General features: G+C 72.5%; 18 protein-coding genes. 13 read left to right on the top strand and 5 right to left on the bottom strand.

Annotation, left to right across the window (positions count from 1 at the left end):
• Positions 1-75 precede the first annotated feature (75 nt).
• Both ACFV2J_RS27415 and mmpA read left to right on the top strand, forming a co-directional pair.
• Positions 76-765 (top strand): endonuclease V, encoded by a 690-nt coding sequence (locus tag ACFV2J_RS27415; protein WP_385083014.1) that lies wholly within the window; start codon positions 76-78, stop codon positions 763-765.
• Between the two features lie 83 nt (positions 766-848).
• The gene (gene mmpA, locus ACFV2J_RS27420; protein WP_385083012.1) at positions 849-1,010 is read left to right on the top strand and encodes a morphogenic membrane protein MmpA; all 162 of its coding nucleotides are present in this window, start codon (positions 849-851) and stop codon (positions 1,008-1,010) included.
• A gap of 13 nt (positions 1,011-1,023) precedes the next feature.
• On the opposite strand, the gene ACFV2J_RS27425 is transcribed toward mmpA, so the two are convergent.
• A complete protein-coding gene (locus ACFV2J_RS27425) occupies positions 1,024-2,196 on the bottom strand; it encodes a saccharopine dehydrogenase family protein (RefSeq protein WP_385083011.1) in 1,173 nt (390 codons plus the stop codon).
• Positions 2,197-2,700: 504 nt separating this feature from the next.
• On the opposite strand from ACFV2J_RS27425, the gene ACFV2J_RS27430 reads away from it, so the two are divergent.
• Genes ACFV2J_RS27430 through ACFV2J_RS27450 form a run of 5 tightly spaced genes read left to right on the top strand, consistent with a single transcriptional unit; the run spans position 2,701 to position 8,780 of the window.
• The gene (locus ACFV2J_RS27430; protein WP_385441125.1) at positions 2,701-3,876 is read left to right on the top strand and encodes a CaiB/BaiF CoA transferase family protein; all 1,176 of its coding nucleotides are present in this window, start codon (positions 2,701-2,703) and stop codon (positions 3,874-3,876) included.
• Complete coding sequence (locus ACFV2J_RS27435; protein WP_385091223.1) at positions 3,876-4,145, top strand: hypothetical protein; 270 nt, start codon at positions 3,876-3,878, stop codon at positions 4,143-4,145. Before ACFV2J_RS27430 ends, ACFV2J_RS27435 begins: the two co-directional genes overlap by 1 nt.
• Positions 4,142-5,284, top strand: coding sequence for an acyl-CoA dehydrogenase family protein (locus ACFV2J_RS27440; protein ID WP_385091226.1), 1,143 nt, complete (start codon positions 4,142-4,144; stop codon positions 5,282-5,284). Before ACFV2J_RS27435 ends, ACFV2J_RS27440 begins: the two co-directional genes overlap by 4 nt.
• Before the next feature lie 29 nt (positions 5,285-5,313).
• A complete protein-coding gene (locus tag ACFV2J_RS27445) occupies positions 5,314-6,528 on the top strand; it encodes an acetyl-CoA C-acetyltransferase (protein WP_385091229.1) in 1,215 nt (404 codons plus the stop codon).
• A 47-nt stretch (positions 6,529-6,575) separates the two neighbouring features.
• Positions 6,576-8,780 carry a 3-hydroxyacyl-CoA dehydrogenase NAD-binding domain-containing protein gene (locus ACFV2J_RS27450; RefSeq protein ID WP_385091232.1) on the top strand — a complete coding sequence of 735 codons (2,205 nt, stop codon included), beginning with the start codon at positions 6,576-6,578 and terminating at the stop codon, positions 8,778-8,780.
• A gap of 298 nt (positions 8,781-9,078) precedes the next feature.
• On the opposite strand, the gene ACFV2J_RS27455 is transcribed toward ACFV2J_RS27450, so the two are convergent.
• A complete protein-coding gene (locus tag ACFV2J_RS27455; RefSeq protein WP_385091235.1) occupies positions 9,079-9,777 on the bottom strand; it encodes a MerR family transcriptional regulator in 699 nt (232 codons plus the stop codon).
• A gap of 197 nt (positions 9,778-9,974) precedes the next feature.
• Here ACFV2J_RS27455 and ACFV2J_RS27460 point away from each other — a divergent pair, with 197 nt between their 5' ends.
• From ACFV2J_RS27460 to ACFV2J_RS27475, 4 genes are all read left to right on the top strand, one after another.
• On the top strand, positions 9,975-11,825 hold the full coding sequence (locus ACFV2J_RS27460) for an AMP-dependent synthetase/ligase (RefSeq protein ID WP_385441131.1): 1,851 nt from the start codon (positions 9,975-9,977) through the stop codon (positions 11,823-11,825).
• Positions 11,826-12,010: 185 nt separating this feature from the next.
• Positions 12,011-13,480 carry an amino acid permease gene (locus tag ACFV2J_RS27465; RefSeq protein WP_385091240.1) on the top strand — a complete coding sequence of 490 codons (1,470 nt, stop codon included), beginning with the start codon at positions 12,011-12,013 and terminating at the stop codon, positions 13,478-13,480.
• A 65-nt stretch (positions 13,481-13,545) separates the two neighbouring features.
• Complete coding sequence (locus ACFV2J_RS27470; protein WP_385091243.1) at positions 13,546-14,025, top strand: macro domain-containing protein; 480 nt, start codon at positions 13,546-13,548, stop codon at positions 14,023-14,025.
• A 120-nt stretch (positions 14,026-14,145) separates the two neighbouring features.
• The gene (locus tag ACFV2J_RS27475; protein ID WP_385441133.1) at positions 14,146-14,643 is read left to right on the top strand and encodes a hypothetical protein; all 498 of its coding nucleotides are present in this window, start codon (positions 14,146-14,148) and stop codon (positions 14,641-14,643) included.
• Positions 14,644-14,722: 79 nt separating this feature from the next.
• Here the strand turns inward: ACFV2J_RS27475 and ACFV2J_RS27480 are convergent, their stop codons facing one another.
• Positions 14,723-16,222 carry a M1 family metallopeptidase gene (locus ACFV2J_RS27480; protein WP_385441136.1) on the bottom strand — a complete coding sequence of 500 codons (1,500 nt, stop codon included), beginning with the start codon at positions 16,220-16,222 and terminating at the stop codon, positions 14,723-14,725.
• A gap of 240 nt (positions 16,223-16,462) precedes the next feature.
• On the opposite strand from ACFV2J_RS27480, the gene ACFV2J_RS27485 reads away from it, so the two are divergent.
• Positions 16,463-18,424, top strand: coding sequence for a Xaa-Pro dipeptidyl-peptidase (locus ACFV2J_RS27485; RefSeq protein WP_385441138.1), 1,962 nt, complete (start codon positions 16,463-16,465; stop codon positions 18,422-18,424).
• A gap of 272 nt (positions 18,425-18,696) precedes the next feature.
• Here ACFV2J_RS27485 and ACFV2J_RS27490 read toward each other — a convergent pair whose 3' ends face one another.
• Complete coding sequence (locus ACFV2J_RS27490) at positions 18,697-19,668, bottom strand: FAD-dependent oxidoreductase (protein ID WP_385097044.1); 972 nt, start codon at positions 19,666-19,668, stop codon at positions 18,697-18,699.
• Between the two features lie 377 nt (positions 19,669-20,045).
• Between ACFV2J_RS27490 and ACFV2J_RS27495 the strand changes: the two genes are divergently transcribed.
• The gene (locus ACFV2J_RS27495) at positions 20,046-21,686 is read left to right on the top strand and encodes an ABC-F family ATP-binding cassette domain-containing protein (RefSeq protein ID WP_385097047.1); all 1,641 of its coding nucleotides are present in this window, start codon (positions 20,046-20,048) and stop codon (positions 21,684-21,686) included.
• 22 nt (positions 21,687-21,708) lie between these two features.
• Here ACFV2J_RS27495 and ACFV2J_RS27500 read toward each other — a convergent pair whose 3' ends face one another.
• Positions 21,709-22,326, bottom strand: coding sequence for a putative glycolipid-binding domain-containing protein (locus ACFV2J_RS27500; RefSeq protein WP_385441144.1), 618 nt, complete (start codon positions 22,324-22,326; stop codon positions 21,709-21,711).
• Between the last annotated feature and the right edge of the window lie 20 nt (positions 22,327-22,346).

A 22,346-nucleotide genomic window follows, 5' to 3' on the forward strand; every position in this document is an offset into this window, starting at 1 on the left:
ACCCGGCACCCGCCGGACGCGCAGCGCGGCCCGGACCGGTTCGCCCGCGGGGCGGCCCGTAGGCTCGTCGCCACCATGAAGACCGTACGCATTCCCGCGGGTTGGCCCGCGACGGAGGAGCAGGCCCGCGCCGCGCAGGACGAGCTGCGCGGGCGGGTGGTGCTCGACGAGCCGGGACCGCCGCCCGGCACCGGCACGGTGACGGGGGTCGACGTGGCCTACGACGACGAGCGGGACCTCGTGGTGGCCGCCGCCGTCGTGCTCGACGCGGCGTCACTCCAGGTCGTGGCCGAGGCCACCGCCGTCGGACAGGTCTCCTTCCCGTACGTCCCCGGACTGCTCGCCTTCCGTGAGATCCCGACGGTGCTGGCCGCGCTCGACGCGCTGCCGTGCCCGCCGGGCCTCGTCGTCTGCGACGGTTACGGTGTCGCCCACCCGCGCCGCTTCGGCCTCGCCAGCCACCTCGGCGTGCTCACCGGGCTGCCCACGATCGGGGTCGCCAAGAACCCGTTCGCCTTCGCGTACCAGGAGCCGGGTGCCCCGCGCGGCAGCGCGTCGCCCCTGCTCGCGGACGCGGACGAGGTGGGACGGGCACTGCGCACCCGGGACGGCGTCAAGCCGGTGTTCGTGTCGGTCGGCCACCGGGTGAGCCTGGACAACGCGTGCGCGCACACGCTGGCGCTCACCCCGGAGTACCGCCTGCCGGAGACCACCCGGCGGGCGGACTCCCTGTGCCGGCGGGCCCTCCAGGAGGCAACGCCTTGACGGGCCCGTCCCGTTGACCGCTCACGCGATCTGAGTACATGTACGGATGTGCCGGCACCCCGGTGATCGGCAGGCTGTGCCGTATGACGACGCACCGACCTCCGAAGCCCGCCGCCCGACGAGACCTGCCCGGCCCCGCCCGGCCCGTCGAGCCGGCCGTGACGGCGGCGCTGGTCCTCTCCGTCGTCGCCGGGGTCGGCTGGGTGGGCGGGATGATCTACACGGTGCTGGCGTGGCCGCTGTAGGTCCCGGGGCCGGCTACCGGGTGGCCGCGACCCGGAAGGTGATCCCCGCCGCGCGGAGCCGCGCGATGAGCGCGTCACCCATCGCCACCGCCGTCGTGACCTGACCGGCGGTCGGCGGCAGGTCGTCGAAGGCGAGTGACAGCGCGGACTCGGCGAACATCTTCGCGGTCTCGTCGTAGCCGGGGTCACCGCCCGCGACCTCGGTGAACACCCGCTGCCCGCCGCCCTCGCCGACGAACCGCACGGAGAACCAGCTCTTGGCCCGCCGCGCGGCGCTCGGCCCGTCGCCCGGCTTGATCCGGTCGGACAGCCAGCGCCGCGCGGGCGGCAGCTGGGCCGCCGCGAACACCGCGCCGACGGCGGCGACCCCGCCCACCGCGATCGGCAGCCGCCGGACGGCCGCGTAGTGGCGGTAGCGGAAGTCGGGCCCGTAGCGCCGCAGCGCCCGCGCCGAACGCTGCACGATCTGCGGGTCGATCGTGGGCAGCGGGAGTGCCCAGGCGTCGACCTCCTTGGCGTACCGGGGCGCGCTCACCGGCGCGGACGCGCGCCGTTCCATCAGCCGGGGCTCGTGCCGCCCGCGGTCCCGCGCCGCGGTCAGGATCTGCCGGCCGCGCGCGAACTGGGTGAGCGCGGAGGCGAACGTGCCGCCCGAGAACATCGCCTGGGCGCGTACGAATCCGTCGACCCTCAGGGGCACGTCCTCGGGCAGCTGCCGCACCGTGAAGTACGCGCCCAGGTCGTGCGGGATCGAGTCGAAACCGCAGGCGTGCACGAGCCGGGCCCCCGTCTCCCGGGCGCGCGCGTCGTGCCGCACGTACATCAGGTCCACGAACTCGGGTTCACCGGTGAGGTCCAGATAGTCGGTGCCCGCGTCCGCGCATGCGGCGACCAGCTCCTCGCCGTGCACGATGTACGGGCCGACCGTCGTCGCCACCACGCGCGCGCTGCGGGCCAGCCCGCGCAGCGACGCCGGATCGGAGACGTCCGCCCGGATGATGTCGGGGGCACCGGCCAGCCCGTCGCGCAGCCGCTCCAGCTTCTGCCGGTCGCGGCCCGCGATCGCCCAGCGCAGCCCCTCGGGCGCGTGCGCGTCGAGGTACTCCGCGGTGAGCGCCCCGACGAAGCCGGTGGCCCCGAAGAGCACGATGTCGTACGCGCGATCCGTCTCTTTCGCCCTGCTCATGACACTCCCACTCTCGACCGCGCCCGAGCGGGCGGTGCCCCCGCTGCCGTGCGCGAAGCGCCGTTGTCGGTGGCTGAGGCTAGCGTGAGGTACGAGCAGCCGGACGACGAGGTCGGACGAAGAGGCCGGAGGTGACCGTGGCCGTACCGGGGAAAGCCCCGATCCGGCGTGCACGGGTGCGCGCGTCCGCCCGTCCGCTGCCGGGCGCGGCCGCGTTCGCCGCATCTGCCCACGTCCTGCCGAGCGCCCCGCGTACGCCGGTCTCCGGCCCGTTCGGATCGGGCCGGACACGGATACCCCCGACGCGGTCCGGTGCTGAGGCCCTGGAGCGGGGAAGCCGCTGACCCGCCCGTGCCGGGCGCGTTTCGGCGGGGTTCGCATGGTCTCTCCATGATTTCCTCCCCGGATTTAACTAAGCGCTTGCTCGCCAGGGCTTGCCCGGCGTGGAACACGTTCTTAACATCTCTGATGTCACATCAGTGGTGTCACAGTGCTGGGGGCTTGATGGCAGTGGCAGGGACGACGGCGCACGGCCCGCTGACCGGGGTGCGCGTGGTCGAGCTGGCGGGCATCGGTCCCGGCCCGTTCGCCGCCATGCTCCTCGCCGACCTCGGCGCGGACGTCGTCCGCGTGGACCGGCCCGGCGGCCCGGGACTCGGGATCGATCCGGAGTACGACGTCACCAACCGCAACAAGCGGTCGGTCCTGATCGACCTGAAGTCCGAGGCGGGTCCGGCCCGCGTCCTCGACCTGGTCGACCGCGCGGACATCCTGGTCGAGGGTTTCCGCCCCGGCGTCGCCGAGCGCCTCGGCGTGGGCCCCGGCGACTGTCACGCGCGCAACCCCCGGCTCGTCTACGGACGCATGACCGGCTGGGGCCAGCAGGGCCCCCTCGCCCAGCGCGCCGGGCACGACATCGCGTACATCGCCCCGACCGGCGTCCTCGGCATGTCCGGCAGGCCGGACGAGCCTCCGGCGGTCCCGGCGAACCTCGTCGGTGACTACGCGGGCGGCTCGCTCTACCTCGTCGTCGGTGTCCTCGCCGCGCTCCACCACGCCCGCGCGACCGGCGCCGGACAGGTCGTGGACGCCGCGATCGTGGACGGCACCGCGCACCTCTCCTCGATGATCCACGGCATGGTGGCCGCCGGCGGCTGGCAGGACCGGCGCGGCGCCAACCTCCTGGACGGCGGCTGCCCGTACTACGGGACGTACGAGACGTCCGACGGGAAGTACATGGCGGTGGGCGCCCTCGAAGCCCGCTTCTACGACGAGTTCGTACGGCTGCTCGGCATCGAGGAGCACGCGGACGCCCGCACGGACGTGGCCCGCTGGGACGCGCTGCGCGCGACGGTCGCCGCCCGCTTCAGGACCCGTACCCGGCAGGAGTGGACCGCCGTCTTCGACGGCTCCGACGCGTGCGTGGCCCCCGTCCTGTCGCTGAGCGAAGCCCCCGGCCACCCCCACCTCGCCGCCCGCGGCACCTTCACCGACCACGGCGGCATCACCCAGCCCGCCCCCGCGCCCCGCTTCTCCGTGACCCGCACCTCCGTCCGCTCCGGCCCCGCCCGGCCCGGCGCGGGCGCCGCCGACGTGGCCCGCGACTGGGGCGTACCCCACCTGGCCGAGGCCGAGGCCGAGGCCGAGGCAGGGGCCGACCGGACGAAGGACGGCGTCTGATGGAGCCCTCCCTCCCGGTCGGCCACCCGCGCGCTCCCCGGCCGGCGTTCGCCGAGGCCGCCGCCCGGAAGAAGCGGACCGAGGCCGCCGCCCCGCAGGCGCGCCGCGAACCGATCTCCCCGGGCGGGCCCGCAGGACACGTGCGCGAGCGTGTCGAGGCCCTCCGGCGGACCGTGGCCGACATGCTCGACGTCACCCCGATCGGGGTCCGGAACCGGGCCGGCCGGCCGAGACCGTCACACGCCGGCTCCAGGAGGGGATACGCATGAAACGGCAGATCTTCGGTACCGAGCACGACGCGTTCCGCGCGACCGTGCGCACCTTCCTCGCCAAGGAGGTGACGCCGTACTACGAGCAGTGGGAGAAGGACGGCATCGTCTCGCGCGAGGCCTGGCGGGCGGCCGGGACGCAGGGGCTGCTCGGACTCGCCGTACCGGAGGAGTACGGAGGCGGCGGCAACGCCGACTTCCGCTACAGCGCCGTACTCGCCGAGGAGTTCACGCACGCGGGAGCCTCGGGGCTCGCCCTCGGCCTGCACAACGACATCATCGGGCCCTATCTGACCGGCCTGGGCACCGAGGAGCAGCGGCGGCGCTGGCTGCCCGGCTTCTGCGACGGCTCGCTGATCACCGCGATCGCGATGACCGAGCCGGGCGCCGGATCCGACCTCCAGGGCATCAGGACACACGCCGAGGACCGGGGCGACCACTGGCTGCTCAACGGTTCCAAGACCTTCATCTCCAACGGGATCCTGGCCGACCTCGTGATCGTCGTCGCCCGGACGACCCCGGAAGGCGGTGCCCACGGCCTGTCTCTGCTGGTCGTCGAGCGCGGCATGGAAGGCTTCGAGCGTGGCCGCAACCTCGACAAGATCGGACAGAAGGCGCAGGACACGGCCGAGCTGTTCTTCCACGACGTCCGCGTCCCCAAGGAGAACCTGCTCGGCGAGCTCAACGGAGCCTTCGTGCACCTCATGACGAACCTCGCCCAGGAGCGCATGGGCATCGCCGTCGCCGGGATCGCCGCCGCCGAACACCTGCTGGACATCACCACGCGGTACGTCAAGGAGCGCGAGGCCTTCGGACGGCCGCTGTCCAAGCTCCAGCACATCCGCTTCGAGATAGCCGAGATGGCGACCGAGTGCGCCGTCACCCGGACGTTCCTCGACCGTTGCATCGTCGACCACTCGAACGGGGAACTCGACGCGGTGCACGCCTCGATGGCCAAGTGGTGGGCCACCGAACTGCAGAAGCGTGTCGCCGACCGCTGCCTGCAACTGCACGGCGGCTACGGCTACATGACGGAGTACCGCGTCGCCAGGGCCTTCACCGACGGCCGCATCCAGACCATCTACGGCGGGACCACCGAGATCATGAAGGAGATCATCGGCCGCTCCCTGCTCGGCTGACCCTCCGCACCCTCCCCGAAAGGTTCATCGTGACCACCGAAGCGTACGTGTACGACGCGATCCGCACCCCGCGCGGCCGCGGCAAGGCGAACGGCGCCCTGCACGGCACCAAGCCCATCGACCTGGTCGTCGGGCTCATCCACGAGATCCAGCGCCGCCTCCCGGGCCTCGACCCGGCCGCGATCGACGACATCGTGCTCGGCGTCGTGGGCCCCGTCGGCGACCAGGGCTCCGACATCGCCCGTATCTCCGCGATCGCCGCCGGACTGCCCGACACGGTGGCCGGCGTCCAGGAGAACCGCTTCTGCGCCTCGGGCCTGGAAGCCGTCAACCTGGCCGCGATGAAGGTCCGCTCCGGCTGGGAGGACCTGGTGCTCGCGGGCGGCGTCGAGTCGATGTCGCGGGTGCCGATGGCCTCGGACGGCGGCGCCTGGTTCGCCGACCCGATGACCAACCTCGCCACGAACTTCGTGCCCCAGGGCATCGGCGCCGACCTCATCGCCACCATCGAGGGCTTCTCGCGGCGGGACGTCGACGAGTACGCGGCCCTGTCCCAGGAGCGCGCCGCCGCCGCCTGGAAGGACGGCCGCTTCGAGAAGTCCGTCGTCCCGGTGAAGGACCGCAGCGGGCTCGTCGTCCTCGACCACGACGAGCACATGCGCCCCGGCACCACCGCCGACTCGCTCGGCAAGCTGAAGGCGTCCTTCGCGGACATCGGCGAGCTCGGCGGCTTCGACGCCGTGGCCCTGCAGAAGTACCACTGGGTCGAGCAGATCGACCACGTCCACCACGCGGGCAACTCCTCCGGCATCGTCGACGGCGCCTCCCTGGTCGCCATCGGCTCGAAGGAGGTCGGCGAGCGTCACGGCCTCACCCCGCGCGCCCGGATCGTCGCCGCGGCCGTCTCCGGCTCCGAGCCCACCATCATGCTCACCGGCCCCGCGCCCGCCACCCGCAAGGCGCTCGCCAAGGCCGGGCTGACCATCGACGACATCGACCTCGTCGAGATCAACGAGGCCTTCGCCGCGGTCGTCCTGCGCTTCGTGAAGGACATGGGCCTCTCCCTGGACAAGGTGAACGTCAACGGCGGAGCGATCGCGCTCGGCCACCCGCTCGGCGCCACCGGCGCGATGATCCTCGGCAGCCTCGTCGACGAACTGGAGCGCCAGGACAAGCGCTACGGCCTCGCCACCCTGTGCGTGGGCGGCGGCATGGGCATCGCCACCATCGTCGAGCGCGTCTGACCTTTCCCACGGATCACCGGACCCACGCATCTAACGGAGCACCCCTGATGAGCACTGAGCCCACCACCATCCGCTGGGAACAGGACGAGACCGGAGTCGTCACCCTCGTCCTCGACGACCCCGACCAGTCCGCCAACACGATGAACGAGGCGTTCCGCGCCTCCCTCGCCGCGGTCACCGACCGGCTCGAAGCCGAGAAGGACTCGATCCGGGGCGTCATCCTCACCTCCGCCAAGAAGACCTTCTTCGCGGGCGGCGACCTGCGCGACCTCATCCGGGTCACGCCCGAGACGGCCCAGGACCTCTTCGACGGCGGCCTCGCCATCAAGCGCAACCTGCGCCGCATCGAGACCCTCGGCAAGCCGGTCGTCGCCGCGATCAACGGCGCGGCCCTCGGCGGCGGGTTCGAGCTCGCCCTCGCCTGCCACCACCGGGTCGCCCTCGACACCCCCGGCACCAAGATCGGCTGCCCCGAGGTCACGCTCGGCCTGCTCCCCGGAGGCGGCGGAGTCGTCCGCACCGTACGCCTGCTGGGCATCGCCGACGCCCTCCTGAAGGTCCTCCTCCAGGGCACGCAGTACAACGCGACGCGCGCCCGGGACAACGGCCTCGTCCACGAGGTGGCCGCCACCCCGGAGGAACTGCTCGCCAAGGCCCGCGCGTTCATCGACGCCAACCCCGAGTCGCAGCAGCCCTGGGACAAGCCCGGCTACCGCATCCCCGGCGGCACGCCGTCCAACCCGAAGTTCGCGGCCAACCTGCCCGCCTTCCCGGCCAACCTGCGCAAGCAGACCAACGGCGCGCCCTACCCGGCCCCGCGCAACATCATGGCGGCTGCCGTCGAGGGCTCCCAGGTGGACTTCGAGACGGCCCAGGTCATCGAGGCCCGCTACTTCGTCGAGCTGGCCGCGGGCCAGACCTCGAAGAACATGATCCAGGCGTTCTTCTTCGACCTCCAGGCCGTCAACTCCGGCGCCAACCGGCCGCAGGGCATCGAGGCGCGCCCGGTCCGCAGGGTCGCCGTCCTGGGGGCCGGGATGATGGGCGCGGGCATCGCCTACTCCTGCGCCAGGGCGGGCATCGACGTCGTCCTCAAGGACGTCTCCGCGGAAGCGGCGGCCAAGGGGCGCGCGTACTCCGAGAAGCTCTGCGCCAAGGCCGTGTCCAGGGGCCGTACGACCCAGGAGCAGGCCGACGAGCTCCTCGCCCGCATCACCGCCACCGCCGACCCGAACGACCTGGCCGGCTGCGACGCCGTGATCGAGGCGGTCTTCGAGGACACCGCGCTCAAGCACAAGGTGTTCCAGGAGATCCAGAACATCGTCGAGCCCGACGCCCTGCTCTGCTCCAACACCTCGACCCTGCCGATCACCGTGCTCGCCGAGGGCGTGGAGCGGCAGGACGACTTCATCGGACTGCACTTCTTCTCGCCCGTCGACAAGATGCCGCTGGTCGAGATCATCAAGGGCGAGCGGACCGGGGACGAGGCACTGGCGCGCGCCTTCGACCTGGTACGCCAGATCAAGAAGACGCCGATCGTCGTCAACGACTCGCGCGGCTTCTTCACCTCCCGGGTCATCGGGCACTTCATCAACGAGGGCGTCGCGATGGTCGGCGAGGGCATCGAGCCCGCCTCCGTCGAGCAGGCCGCCGCCCAGGCGGGCTACCCCGCCAAGGTCCTGTCCCTGATGGACGAGCTGACGCTCACCCTGCCGCGCAAGATCCGCAAGGAGTCGAAGCAGGCCGTCGAGGAGGCGGGCGGCACCTGGCAGACCCACCCGGCGGAGGCGGTCATCGACCGCATGGTCGACGAGTTCGGCCGCCCCGGCCGCAGCGGCGGCGCCGGCTTCTACGAGTACGGCGAGGACGGCCGGCGCGGCAGGCTGTGGCCGGGACTGCGCGAGCACTACACCAAGCCCGGCTACGAGATCCCGTTCCGGGACATGCAGGAGCGGATGCTCTTCGCCGAGGCGCTGGACACCGTCCGGCTCGTGGAGGAGGGCGTACTGACCTCCGTCGCGGACGCCAACATCGGGTCCGTCTTCGGCATCGGTTTCCCGGGCTGGACGGGCGGCGTCCTTCAGTACATCAACGGCTACGAGGGCGGCCTGCCCGGATTCGTGGCCCGCGCGCAGGAACTCGCCGAGCGCTACGGGGAGCGGTTCAACCCGCCCGCGCTGCTCGTCGACAAGGCGGCGAAGGGCGAGCGGTTCAGCGACAAGAAGGGCGCGGCGTCACCCGCCGGAAAGTGACCCGCCACTGAGCGGTACGCCGCTCCCGCCGCCCGGGGCGGGGACCGGACGCCGACCGGCGAACCGGCTCCCGCCCCCAGGGGTGCTCACGTGGTGGCGCGGTCCGGCGCACGCGTGAACCACGGGACCCGCGGTCCCGGCCGACGCGCCGTTCCGGTCGACCTGGCGTTCCGGTCGACCTGGCGTTCCGGCCGACGCGCCGTTCCGGCGCACCTGGCGTCCCGGCCGATCCGCTGTCCTGGCCGACAGGCTGTCCCGGCCGATCCGCCGTCCCGGCCGGCCTGGCGTCCGGGCCGGGTCAGGACTCCTCCAGCCACTCCCGCAGCTCCCGCTTGAGGGAGCGCTGGAACGTGGTCAGCAGCGCCTGCACCACCAGCGGCTGCATGTGCGCCGACAGCGAGCGCACCGCCGCCGCGGACTCGTGCCGGCCCACCGCCTCCCGCAGCAGCGTGGACAGTTCGTGCGCCACGGCACGCGAGTGCTCCAGCAGGACGCCCTGCGCGGCGAGGATCGTCCCGTGCGCCAGCGGTACGTCCAGGAGCTGGACGCCGAGTCCCAGCAGCCCGGGGTCGACCCGGAAGGAGTCCCCGGCCCGCTCGACGACGTTCATCGCGACGAGCCGCTCCAGATGCTCCTCCTCCAACGGCCGGCCCGCCCGCCGCTCCAGCTCCTCGCGCGTAACCTCCTCCGCCGCGTCGGGTGCCCAGGAGGCCACCACCGCACGGTGGAGGGCGAGATCGCGGGCGCTCAGGTCGGACGGCAGCTGCCGCAGATGCCGCTCGATGGCGGCCAGGGTCATGCCCTGGCGCTGCAACTCCTCGATGAGCGCGAGCCGGGCCAGGTGCTCCTGGCTGTAGTGCCCCACCCGGCGGGGGCCGATCACGGGCGGCGGCAGCAGCCCTCTGGTGCTGTAGAAGCGGACCGTACGGACCGTGACGCCCGCGCGCGCGGCCAGCTCGTCGACCGTGAGCGCCGGCCCCTCGGTGTCCGTCGTCATGGCAGGTCCTCGCCTCTTCGGTGGTGCAGCGATCAGGTGCAACAGTATTGCTGTCTCACCGGTGTTGTGAAAGCGTCCGGAGCGGTTCCCGCCCGACACGCTCCGTGGAACCACCGGCACGCTCCGTACGTTCATCCGTCATCCCGGCAGGACGGCCGGGACGCGCGATGCCGAGCCGATGGCGCCAGGAGGCGGTCATGACCACGAGCCTGCGACTCCCCGGGGACCCCGCCGAACTCACGCTCCCCGCCCTGCTGTTGCGCAACGCCGAGGACCACGGGGATCTCCCGGCGCTGTCCTGGCGCACCGACGCCGCCTCCGGCTGGACCACGCTCACGTGGCGCGACGTGCGCCGCGAGGCGGCCGCCCTGGCCGCCGGGTACGCGGCCCTGGGCGTCGAGCGCGGCGAGCACGTCCTGATGATGATGACCAACCGCCCCGAGCACTGGCTCAGCGACCTGGCCCTGACCCACCTGGGCGCCGTCCCGGTCACGGTCTACGGCACGGCGGCACCCGAACAGGTCGCCCACATCGCCCGGCACAGCCGGGCGCGCCTCGCGATCGTCGAGGGCGCCCGGGAACGCGACTGCTGGGAGCCACTGCTGGCGGACCCCGGCACCCGACTGGAGCGCCTCGTGGTGGCCGAGGCGGCGCAGGCGGGTCCGCACCGGACGTACGAGTCCCTCAAGGGGCACGAGTTCCCCGGGCCGTTGGGGAATCTGGGCGTCCTGGAGAAGAACGGCGGGGTGCTGGAGAAGAGGGGCCTTCTGAACGCGGGCGTCCGGGAGCGGACGGACCTCTTCGAGAAGGCCTGGCGCGAGACCCGTGCCACGGACCCCCTGACCGTCGTCTACACCTCGGGCACCACCGGAGAGCCCAGAGGCGTACGCGTCACCCACCGCAACGTCGTCCTGAACGCGCACGCCCTGAACCGCGTCGTCGACCTCCCCGACCACGTCGAGCACCTGTGCTACCTCCCCTTCGCGCACATAGCCGAGCGCATGCTCGGCCTCTACCTGCCGGTGTTCCGCGCCTCCCACGTCTACCTGTGCCCCGACCCGGCGCAGGTGGGGGCGGTCGCCCGGGAGCTGCGACCAGCGCAGTTCTTCGGGGTTCCGCGGGTCTGGGAGAAGATGGCCGCGGCCGTACGGACCGCGCTCACGGGGCTCCCGGCACGGCGCCGCGCGGCCGTGGACGCGGCCATGGAGACGGCACGCGCGCGCGTGGCGTGCCGCGAGCGGGGGGAGGAGCCGTCCGCCGGACTGGCGGAGGCGTACCGGACGGCGAAGGAGCAGGTGCTCGACCCGATCCTCGCCCTCGCCGGATTCGACCGCCTGGTGTGGACGGCGAGCGCCTCGGCGCCGATGCCCCCGGACGTGGCGGACTTCTGGGCGGGCTTCGGGCTGGTGATCATGGATGCCTGGGGGCTGACCGAGACCATGGGCGTCGCCACGACCAACAGCCCGGCCGGCTTCCGCCGCGGCTCGGTCGGCAGACCACTGGACGGCCTGGAGGTGCGCACCGCGGAGGACGGCGAGATCCTGGTGCGCGGCGCGACCGTCTTCGACGGCTATCTGCGCGCCGACGGCTCGGTCGAGGACGCCCGCGACGCGGAGGGCTGGTTCGCCACCGGCGACCTCGGGCGGATCGACGAGCACGGCTTCCTCCGCCTGACCGGCCGCAAGAAGGAGATGATCGTGACCTCGACGGGCAAGAACGTCTCACCCTCCCACGTGGAGAACACGCTCAAGGAGCACCCCGTCGTCGACCAGGCCTACGTCCACGGCGACGGCCGGCCGTACCTGGTGGCCCTGCTCGTCCCGGACGCCGCCGCGGCGGGGGATCCGGCGGACCTGGCGGAGGCGGTCGCCCACGCCGTGGCGCAGGCGAACACACGTCTGAGCCGCACGGAGCAGATCCGGCGCTACCGCGTGCTCGACCGGGAATGGGGCCCCGCGACGGGCGAGCTCACGCCTTCACTGAAGCTGCGCCGCGCTGCGGTCCAGGACCGCTACAGGGATGTGATCGAGCAGCTGTACACCCCCTGACCTGCGGCGGGACCGATTTGATCATCATGTGAGATGTCACGCGATGTGAGCTGCGCCATCGCGTACGCCCGGACTCGTGGGGAAGGTGGCTCCTTGGTCCGTGCCGCGACAGGGGAGGTACGGGCCGGGACATGTCCGGACCCGCGTGCACAGTGCGTCGGGCGCACCAGAGAGTGGATCCACCCGTGAGCAAGGACGCCGTAGACACGGCCAAGGCCACCGCAGCCCGCACCGACGTGGCGATGCCGCCCGCGGACGCGGGCGACGCCGGATACAGCAAGGCCCTCAAGTCGCGCCACGTCAACATGATCGCCATCGGCGGCGCGATCGGCACCGGGCTCTTCCTCGGCGCCGGCGGACGCCTCCACACCGCCGGTCCCGCACTGGCGATCGCCTACCTCATCTGCGGAACCTTCGCCTTCTTCGTCGTGCGCGCCCTCGGTGAGCTGGTCCTCTACCGGCCCTCCTCCGGGTCCTTCGTGTCGTACGCGCGTGAGTTCCTCGGTGAGAAGGGCGCCTACGTCGCCGGGTGGATGTACTTCCTCAACTGGTCGACGACCGGCATCGCCGACATCACCGCGATCGCGCTCTACACGCACTACTGGAGCTTCTTCACCGACGTCCCGCAGTGGTTGCTGGCCCTGATCGCCCTCGCGGTGGTCCTGGCCGTCAACCTGATCTCGGTGAAGATCTTCGGCGAGATGGAGTTCTGGTTCGCGATCATCAAGGTCGCCACACTGGTCGCCTTCATGCTCGTCGGCATCTTCCTGCTGGCCACCCAGCACGACGTGGACGGCCAGAAGCCGGGCCTGAGCGTCATCGCGGACCACGGCGGTCTCCTCCCGCACGGCCTGATGCCGGTCGTCCTCGTGATGCAGGGCGTGATCTTCGCCTACGCGGCCCTGGAACTGGTCGGTGTCGCGGCGGGCGAGACCGCCGAGCCCGAGAAGGTCGTCCCGCGCGCGGTGAACTCGATCATGTGGCGCGTCGGCCTCTTTTACGTCGGCTCGGTCGTGCTGCTCGCGCTGCTGCTCCCCGGCTCGGTCTACTCGGCCGACCAGAGCCCCTTCGTCACGGTCCTGTCGAAGATCGGCGTCTCGGGAGCCGGTGACGTCATGAACCTGGTCGTGCTCACGGCGGCCATGTCGTCGCTGAACTCCGGCCTGTACTCCACCGGTCGCATCCTGCGCTCCATGGCGACGGCGGGCTCCGCGCCCAAATTCACCGCGCGGATGAACCGCAGTCAGGTGCCCTACGGCGGCATCCTGCTCACCTGCGCGGTGTGCGTGCTCGGCGTCGGCCTCAACTACCTCATGCCGGACCAGGCCTTCGAGATCGTCCTGAACGTGGCGTCCCTGGGCGTCATCAGCACCTGGGTGATCATCATGATCTGCCACCTGGTGTTCGTCCGCCGCGCCAAGGCCGGTCTGCTCACGCGCCCGTCCTTCCGTCTCCCCGGCAGCCCCGTCACGGAGACCGTGACGATCCTCTTCCTGCTGGCCGTGCTCGCCCTGATGTGGAACGACCCGGAGGTCGGCCGCAAGACCCTGCTGCTCATCCCGGTGATCGCGGCCCTGCTGGTCGGCGGCTGGTTCGCGGTCCGACGCCGGGTCTCGAAGACCGCGGAGGAGGAGCTGAGCGGCCTCATGAAGTAGCGGTCCGGTCGCCGCCCGGCAGCGACCGGGGAGGCGTTGTCGGAGCCGGCGTCTACGGTGGCGTCATGTCGGAGATCGGATACGTCCGGGGTGACGCCACCGTTCCGTCGGTGAAGGGCGTCCGACTGATCGCCCACGTCTGCAACGACATCGGGGGATGGGGCAGGGGCTTCGTGCTGGCCCTCTCCCGCCGCCGGCCGGAGCCGGAGAGTGCCTACCGCGCCTGGCACCGGGACCGCGCGCACAACGACTTCGGTCTGGGCGCCGCCCAGTTCGTCCAGGTCGAGCCGTACGTGTGGGTCGCGAACCTGATAGGCCAGCGGGGCATCCGGACGGGCGGCAAAGGGGTTCCGGTCCGTTACGAGGCGATCGACACGGCACTCGGACGGCCGGCGGACCAGGCCGTCGCCCTCGACGCGTCCGTCCACATGCCCCGCATCGGCTGCGGCCTGGCGGGTGGTACCTGGTCACGGGTGGAGCCGCTCGTCGCCCAGCGGCTGGCGCGGCGGGGGATCGCGGTGACGCTGTACGACCACGAGGGCTGAGCGGCGCGCGCCGGACGACCGTGACGGACGGGACGGTCGCGACGGCCGACCGGGCGGCAGGGGTCGGCCGAGGGGTTGCTTTCGGTCAACTCTGGCGCAGAACCTCGTTGGTTCGCACGCGTGAACGGGTACATCACGGCCATGGACCTCATCCCGTACCCGATCGGCCCACTCAACCCGAAGGTTCAGGATCTGCTCCTCGCGCTGCCGCTGTTCGCCCTCGTCTACGTGCTCATCGCCCGGATACTGCCACGGATGAACCGGGTGCTCGCGGCACGGGACGACGCGATCAACGGCACCAGGGAACGGGCCGACGCCGTGCAGGCCCGCGCCGAGCGTGAGCGCGCCCAGACGGAGGCACTTCTGGCCGAGGCCCGTCATGACGCCGCCCGGATCCGTCAGGACGCCCACGAACGGGGCGCCACCCTGATCGCCGAGGCCCGCGAGGACGGGCAGCGCGCACGCGAGGCCGTCCTCGCCGAAGGCCGCGCCCGTATCGAGTCCGAGCGCGCGGCCGCCGAGGTCGAACTCCGCATATCCGTGTCCGAGTTGGCCTCCGCCCTGGCGAGCCGCATCGTGGGCGAGCGGATCGGAGCCCCCGCGCAGCACGGCAACTGACACCCGCCGTCGAACGGCCGCCCGTCCCGGAAGGGGCGGGCGGCCGCACGGACGCCGGCCCACGGCCGGACTCCTGGACTCAGCCGGAGTGGACGGAGTCGGTCGCCGCGATCTTCTTCCACGACCTGGGCTGCGCGGGGACCCCCTTCTGGGCCCTGGCCGCCGACAGCGAGGCACCCCGCGCGGCGGGCGCCGCCGGCTTCGACGGCTGGAACAGCCAGGTGTCGAAGAGCGCGGCGAGTGACCGCCCGGACACCTGCTCCGCGTACGTGCGGAAGTCCCCTACCGTGGCGTTCCCGTACGGGTGCTGCTTCGGCCACCCCTTCAGCACGGTGAAGAACGCGTCGTCGCCGATCTCGTCGCGCAGCGCCTGGATCGCCAGCGCCCCCCGGTCGTAGACGGCGGCGTCGAACTGGTGGTCCGGACCGGGGTCACCGGGCTTCACCGTCCAGAAGGGGTCGTCCGCCGGGTGCGACGCGTACGTGTAGTCCGCGAGCTCCTGCGTCGTGCCCTCGCCCTCGTGCTCGGACCAGAGCCACTGCGCGTACCGCGCGAAGCCCTCGTTGATCCAGATGTCCTTCCACCCGGCCAGCGACACGTCGTCGCCGTACCACTGGTGCGCCAGCTCGTGGACGACCACGGAGGTGTTGGAACCGTTCGCGAACTGCCGGGGGCTGTAGTACACGCGCGTCTGCGTCTCCAGCGCGTACCCGGTGGTGGTGTCAGGAACGTAACCCCCCACCGAGTTGAAGGGATACGGGCCGAAGTAGCCGGTCAGCCAGTCGACGATCTCCCCGGTCCGCTCGACGCTCGCCCGCGCGGCCCCGTCGTTGTCACCGAGGTCCTTGCTGTACGCGTTGACGACCGGGACGCCGTCCGACGTCTTCCCGGTGGTGATGTCGAACCTGCCGATCGCGAGCGTGGTCAGATAGGTCGCCTGCGGCTTGTTCGAGCGCCAGTTGTAACGGGTCCAGCCGCGCTGTGAACTCGTCGACTGGAGTGTGCCGTTGGAGATGGCCTGGGTGCCGTTCGGTACGGCCACCGAGACGTCGTAGGTGGCCTTGTCGCTCGGGTGGTCGTTGCTCGGGTACCACCACCAGGCCGACTCGGGCTCGTCCGCGGCGACGGCGCCGTCCGGGGTGCGGTGCCAGGTGGAGAAGCCGTACGCGCTCTTCGTGGAGGGCACCCCGCTGTAGCGGACGACCACCGTGACGGGCGTGCCCTTCGGCAGCGGGGTCGCCGGGGTGATCTCCAGCTCGTGCTGGCCCGAGGTGGTGAACGAGGCCTTCGCGCCGTTGACCCGCACCTCGCTCACGTCGAGCAGGAAGTCCAGGTCGAAGCGCGAGAGGTCCTGCGTGGTGGTGGCCGACAGGGTGGCCGTGCCCTCCAGTTCGTCCGTCGTGGGCTGGTAGGTGAGCCGGAGGTCGTAGTGCGAGACGTCGTACCCGCCGTTGCCGTAAGCCGGGTAGTACGGGTCGCCGATGCCCGGCGCCCCGGGGGTGTAGTCGGCCGCCGATGCCGGGACCGCCAGCAGCAGGGAGGCGGCGAGCGCGCCCGGGGCGATGAGTCTGCGGTGCACGTCAAGCTCCAAGTCGTGGGGGCACAAGGACTGTTCGGAGCCTATTGAGTCCCTGTGACCCCGACCGTGTCCATGGCCACCCCTGTCACACGATCGCCATTCGGCCGTCACCTTTCGCGCAACCCCGCATCCGCCCCGCCCGCACCGGACGCTCCCGCTTCCCGCCACACCGGACCCTCCCTGTGCGGGGCTTCCAAGTGCCCCCTTTTGCACAGGAGTTGCCCGGGGTACCGTCCGCGCATGCCGATACCAGCGCGCCGCAGGCGCTTCACGACCTGGAGATCGCTCGCGACGGTGGCCACGGCCGCCCTGATGGCCGCCTTCCTCACCCCCGCCGCCGCGCACGCCACCGTGCGGGAGAGCGCCCCGGTCTACTCCTACGACAACGCGATCCGCGAATCCGTCTGGGTGGACACCGGCCTCGACGGCGACGGCGACGGAAGGCACGACCGTGTCGCCGTCGACATCGTCCGGCCCCGCGAACCCGCCCAGCAGGGCCGCAAGGTGCCCGTGATCATGGACGCCAGCCCGTACTACTCCTGCTGCGGGCGCGGCAACGAGAGCCAGCTCAAGACGTACGACGCACACGGTGACGTCGTCCAGATGCCGCTCTTCTACGACAACTACTTCGTGCCCCGCGGGTACGCCTTCGTCGGCGTGGACCTGGCCGGAACCAATCGCTCCGACGGCTGTGTGGACGTCGGGGGCCGCTCCGACATCCAGTCCGCGAAGGCGGTCGTCGACTGGCTGAACGGCCGGGCCAGGGCCTACACCACCCGTACCGGCGCCGACCCGGCCAGAGCGACCTGGACCAACGGCCGCACCGGCATGATCGGCAAGAGCTGGGACGGCACCATCGCCAACGGGGTCGCCGCCACCGGCGTCAAGGGCCTGAAGACCATCGTGCCGATCAGCGCCATCTCCTCCTGGTACGACTACTACTTCGCCCAGGGCGCCCCGCTCTACGACTCGGGACCGGACTGGCTCTCCGACTACGTCGACAGTCCCGACGCCCGGGCCAGGTGCGCCGCCGTGCAGCAGAAGATCGTCGCGGGGGCACCGCGCACCGGCGACTGGACACCGTTCTGGACCGAGCGCGACTACGTGAAGGACGCCGGCAAGGTCAGGGCCAGCGTCTTCCTCACGCACGGCATGCAGGACCTCAACGTCCGCACCAAGAACTTCGGCCAGTGGTGGAGCGCCCTCGCCAAGAACGGCGTCGAGCGCAAGATCTGGCTCTCCCAGACCGGTCACGTCGACCCGTTCGACTTCCGCCGCGGCGCCTGGGTCGACACCCTGCACCGCTGGTTCGACCATGAACTGCTCGGCTACGACAACGGCATCGACCGGGCTCCCATGGCCGACATCGAGCGCCACCCCGACCAGTGGGTCACCACGTCCGTCTGGCCGCCCCGTTCCACCGGGACGGCCACCCTGCGCCCCGGCACGGGCACCCAGCCGGGCGTCGGCACCCTCGGACTGCGCAAGGGCTCCGGAACCGAGACCTTCACCGACGACCCGACGCTGAGCGAGACCGACTGGGCGGCCCACGTCGACCGGCCCACCGCGGAGAAGGCCGGGTTCGTCACCGGGCCGCTGACCAAGGACCTGCGCCTGTCCGGCTCCTCCAAGGTGACGGTCACCGCCACACCGACCACCTCCAGCGCCCACCTCAGCGCGGTCCTGGTCGACCTCGGCCCCGACACCATCCGTGACTACGCGGGCGGCGGCGAGGGCATCACCACCCTCACCGACCGGACCTGCTGGGGAGCGAGCACCGCCGGCGACAGTTCCTGCTACAAGGTCACCCAGGCCGCGACGACCGGCGTCGACGCCACCGTCCTCAGCCGGGGCTGGGCCGACCTCGGCACCTCCGCGTCACCGGGCAGGGGAGTACCGCTCACCCCCGGCAAGGCCTACACGATCACGCTCGACCTCGCCGCCACCGACCACGTCGTGCCGGCGGGCCACCGGCTCGCGCTCGTCGTCGCGGGTACCGACCGGGATCTCATCGACCCCCCGTCGAGCACCCCGACCCTGACGCTCGACCTCTCCCGTACGTCGGCCCGGGTCCCGGTGGTCGGAGGCGCCGAGGCCTTCGGCAGGGCGACCGCGGGGACCGGCAAGGCCGCCGATCCGTCCGTCCACGACGGCGTCGGCCGTCCCCGCACGGCCCAGCGGGTCCCGGGCGACGGCCACTGACGGCGTCCCGTCCGCAGGCCGGGGCCGTGCCGGTCACCCACCGTCACGGCCCCGGCGACACCGGGCTCCACGCCCGCCGCCGGCCGGAGAACTGCCCGCGCGCCCGTCCCGCGTCCGTCCGTCCCCGACCACCCTTCGCCGGAGGTGCGTCCAGGCGGCCGCACCCGCGGTCACGGACCGTCGGCTACCGGCTACCGGCTACCGGCTACCGGCTACCGGCTACCGGTCACCGGTCACCGCGTCGCGGCCGGGCGGTCGCCCACGGCCACCGGTCAGCGCGTCGCGGCCGGGTCCTCGCCCACGGCGAGCGCTGCCGCCTCCCGCGCGCATCCCCAGGCCACCGTGACCCCCGCGCCGCCATGCCCGTAGTGGTGCACCACGACCTGCCCGTCGGCCCGCACCTCGCGTTCCAGCCGCACCGGGGTGCGCACCGGCCGCAGCCCCACCAGATGACCGAGCACGCGCGCGCCCGCGATCCCGGGGCACAGGGCGGCACACCGCTCGACGATCCGCGCGGCCGCCGCCGGATCGGGCGTGAGCGACCAGTCGTCCTCGTCGGTGGTGCCGCCGAGCACCAGCCGGCCGGGGTGCGGGAAGACGTACGTGCTCGTCCCGGCGGTCTTGTCGGTCGCGACGATCCAAGAGTCGATGCCGGGGTTCTCCGTGATCACGAGCTGTCCGCGCACGGGCCGCACGGCCGGGTCCGGGACCAGCGAGCGCGCCCCCAGCCCGGCGCAGTTGACGACGACCGGAGCCGCCACCCGGGCGAGGTCGGACACCGTGCGGGTCTCGACGGTCCCGCCGGCCGCCGTGAACCTCTCGCGCAGCCACCGCAGATACACCGGCATGTCGATCAGCGGCAGTCGCGCGCACAGCCCGGTCCCCGCGTACTCCTCGGCCGTGGCCGCCCGCAGCCCCGGTACCCGGGCGGCCCACGGGCCCTGCCCGTCCAGCCGTGACCCGGCCAGTACGCCGTCGACCATGCGTACGCCGGTCCGTTCCGGCCGCCGCGCCAACTCCTCGTACACGGCGAGCGATCGGAGAGCCCATTCACCGGCGAGCGCCTCGGGTTCGATGCGGTACGGCCACCACAGCGCGCCGGCGACCGCCGAGGTGGCCCGCTCGGCCGGCTCCCGCGTCCACACCCGCACCCGCCGGCCCCGCTCGGCCAGGACGACGGCCGTCGTCAGCCCGATGACACCACTGCCGACCACGATCACGTCGTCGCTCCGTGTGTTCTCCACGCCGGGACGGTAGCGGAACGGGTCATGTCGTGCGCACCTCACTCCCCGGCCGGGAACACGCACGGCATGCCCACCGAGTACGTCACCTTCGGCCCCGCACCGGCCACAGGGGTCGCGTGACGAGGTCACCGGACGGCTGTCCGCAGGGGCACGGAGAGAGCGCGGCACGGGCGAAAGACGGCGCGGCACGAGTGGGAGGGGGCCGGAGGCGGGAGAGGAGCGGGCGGGAGACGCACGGCGCCCGCGGCGGCGGAGTCACGGCGGCGGCCGCGGGACGCGCGCGGTGCCGAGGACGGCCGACCCGCGTCCACGGGTCGGTGGCGCACGGAACGCGAGGTCTCCGGCAGCCGGACCGGGCCGTTAGGATCGGCCTCCTGATGACTGCCACTCTCGTCGCCAAGAACCTCGCCGCCGGACACGGCGACCGCTCGCTCTTCACCGGGCTCGACCTCGTCGTCGCGCCCGGCGACGTGATCGGGCTCGTCGGCGCCAACGGCGCGGGCAAGTCCACGCTGCTGCGGCTGCTCGCCGGGCTGCTCGCGCCCGAGGAGGGGGAGCTGCGGCTGTCCCCGCCGTCCGCGGTGGTCGGGCATCTGCCGCAGGAGCCGGAGCGCCGTGACGGCGAGACCGTACGGGCCTTCCTCGCGCGCCGCACCGGCGTGGCCGAGGCCCAGCGGGTGATGGACGAGGCGACGCAGGGGCTCGTCGACGGCGCGCCCGGCGCGGACGACGCCTACGCGGAGAGCCTGGAGCGCTGGCTCGGCCTCGGCGGCGCCGACCTCGACGAGCGGGCGGAGGAGGTCACCGACTCCCTCGGCCTCGCGGTCGACCTGGACCAGCCGATGACGGCCCTGTCCGGCGGGCAGGCCGCCCGCGCGGGGCTGGCCTCGCTGCTGCTGTCCCGCTACGACGTCTTCCTGCTCGACGAGCCCACCAACGACCTCGACCTGGACGGCCTGGAGCGGCTCGAACGGTTCGTCTCCGGCCTGCGCGCGGGCACCGTCGTCGTCAGCCACGACCGCGAGTTCCTCACCCGCACGGTCACCAAGGTGCTCGAACTCGACCTCGCGCAGCAGCAGATCACGCTGTACGGCGGTGGTTACGAGGCGTACCTGGAAGAGCGCGACACCGCCCGCCGGCACGCCCGCGAGGACTACGACGAGTACGCGGACAAGCGCTCCGCCCTCGAAGGACGCGCCCAGATGCAACGCTCCTGGATGGACAAGGGAGTGAAGAACGCCCGGCGCAAGGCGAACAACGACAACGACAAGATCGGCCGCAAGTTCCGCAGCGAGGCCAGTGAGAAGCAGGCCGCGAAGGCCCGGCAGACCCAGCGCATGATCGAACGGCTCGACGTCGTCGACGAGCCCCGCAAGGAGTGGGAACTGCGCATGGAGATCGCGGCGGCGCCGCGCTCCGGAGCGGTGGTCGCCACGCTGCGGGACGCCGAGGTGCGGCGCGGCGACTTCACCTTCGGGCCCGCCACGCTCCAGATCGACTGGGCGGACCGGGTGGCCGTCACGGGCGCCAACGGCGCGGGCAAGTCGACCCTTCTGGGCGCCCTGCTCGGCCGCGTCCCGCTGGACGCCGGGCACGCCGGCCTCGGCTCCGGTGTCGTCGTCGGTGAGGTCGACCAGGCGCGCAAGCTCTTCCACGGCCCGGAGTCCCTGCTCGACGCGTTCTGCGCGGCGGTCCCCGACACCGAACCGGCCGAAGTCCGCACCCTGCTCGCCAAGTTCGGCCTGAAGGCGGAGCACGTGCTGCGGCCGGCCACGAGCCTCTCCCCGGGCGAGCGCACCCGTTCGGCACTCGCCCTGCTCCAGGGGCGCGGGGTCAACCTCCTCGTCCTCGACGAGCCGACCAACCACCTCGACCTGCCCGCGATCGAGCAGCTGGAGTCGGCCCTCGACACCTACGAGGGCACGCTGCTGCTGGTGACCCACGACCGCCGCATGCTCGACGCCGTCCGCACCACGCGCCGCCTGGAAGTGGCCGCGGGCAAGGTGACGGAGCGCTGAACAGCCATATCGGGCACGGCACTTACCGGCCCACCGCCAGCCGCCGCGCCATCCTGGGGTAGTCGACGACCAGTCCGTCCGCGTCGAACTCCAGGTCGCTGCGGTGGTCCCCGGAGGAGAAGCGGACCCGCCCGCCCCCGCCACCGGGCCCCAGGTGGGTGTACGTCTGCTGCGACGCCCGCACGGCGAGGTCCGGCACGGAGACCCGGGCCATCAGGAACTCCCGCTCGCCCGGGGCGAGATGGAGCCCGTGACGCAGCACCGGCAGGGAGTTCGTCAGCGGGCACAGGCCCAGGTCGCAGTCGAGGGCGCCGCCGAGATCGGGCAGCCACTCCCCGTCCGCCGTCCAGCGGCCCTCGCCGTCGTGCCGCAGGTCGAGCGTGCGGGTGCCCGAGGCCGTCTCGGCGCTCACACCCAGCCGCCGGGTCACGAACCCGTCGACGGTGTCGAGCTCGTAGAAGATCCAGTACGGCTCGGGAACCGTCCCGACGGCACGCCCGCGGGGCCCCCCCGGGCGGGGGCCGGGGCAGGTGCCAAACGGGGGGCGACCCCCGCCCGCCCCGACAGACCCGGGGGTGTGCCAGCCGCCCGCCCGGCCCACCCCCCCCCCCCCCGGGATCGGGGGGCGAGGCGCGCGCACACACTCTCGCCCTCACTCAC

The organism is Streptomyces sp. NPDC059668 (assembly GCF_042734135.1).
Classification (GTDB): Bacteria; Actinomycetota; Actinomycetes; order Streptomycetales; family Streptomycetaceae; genus Streptomyces.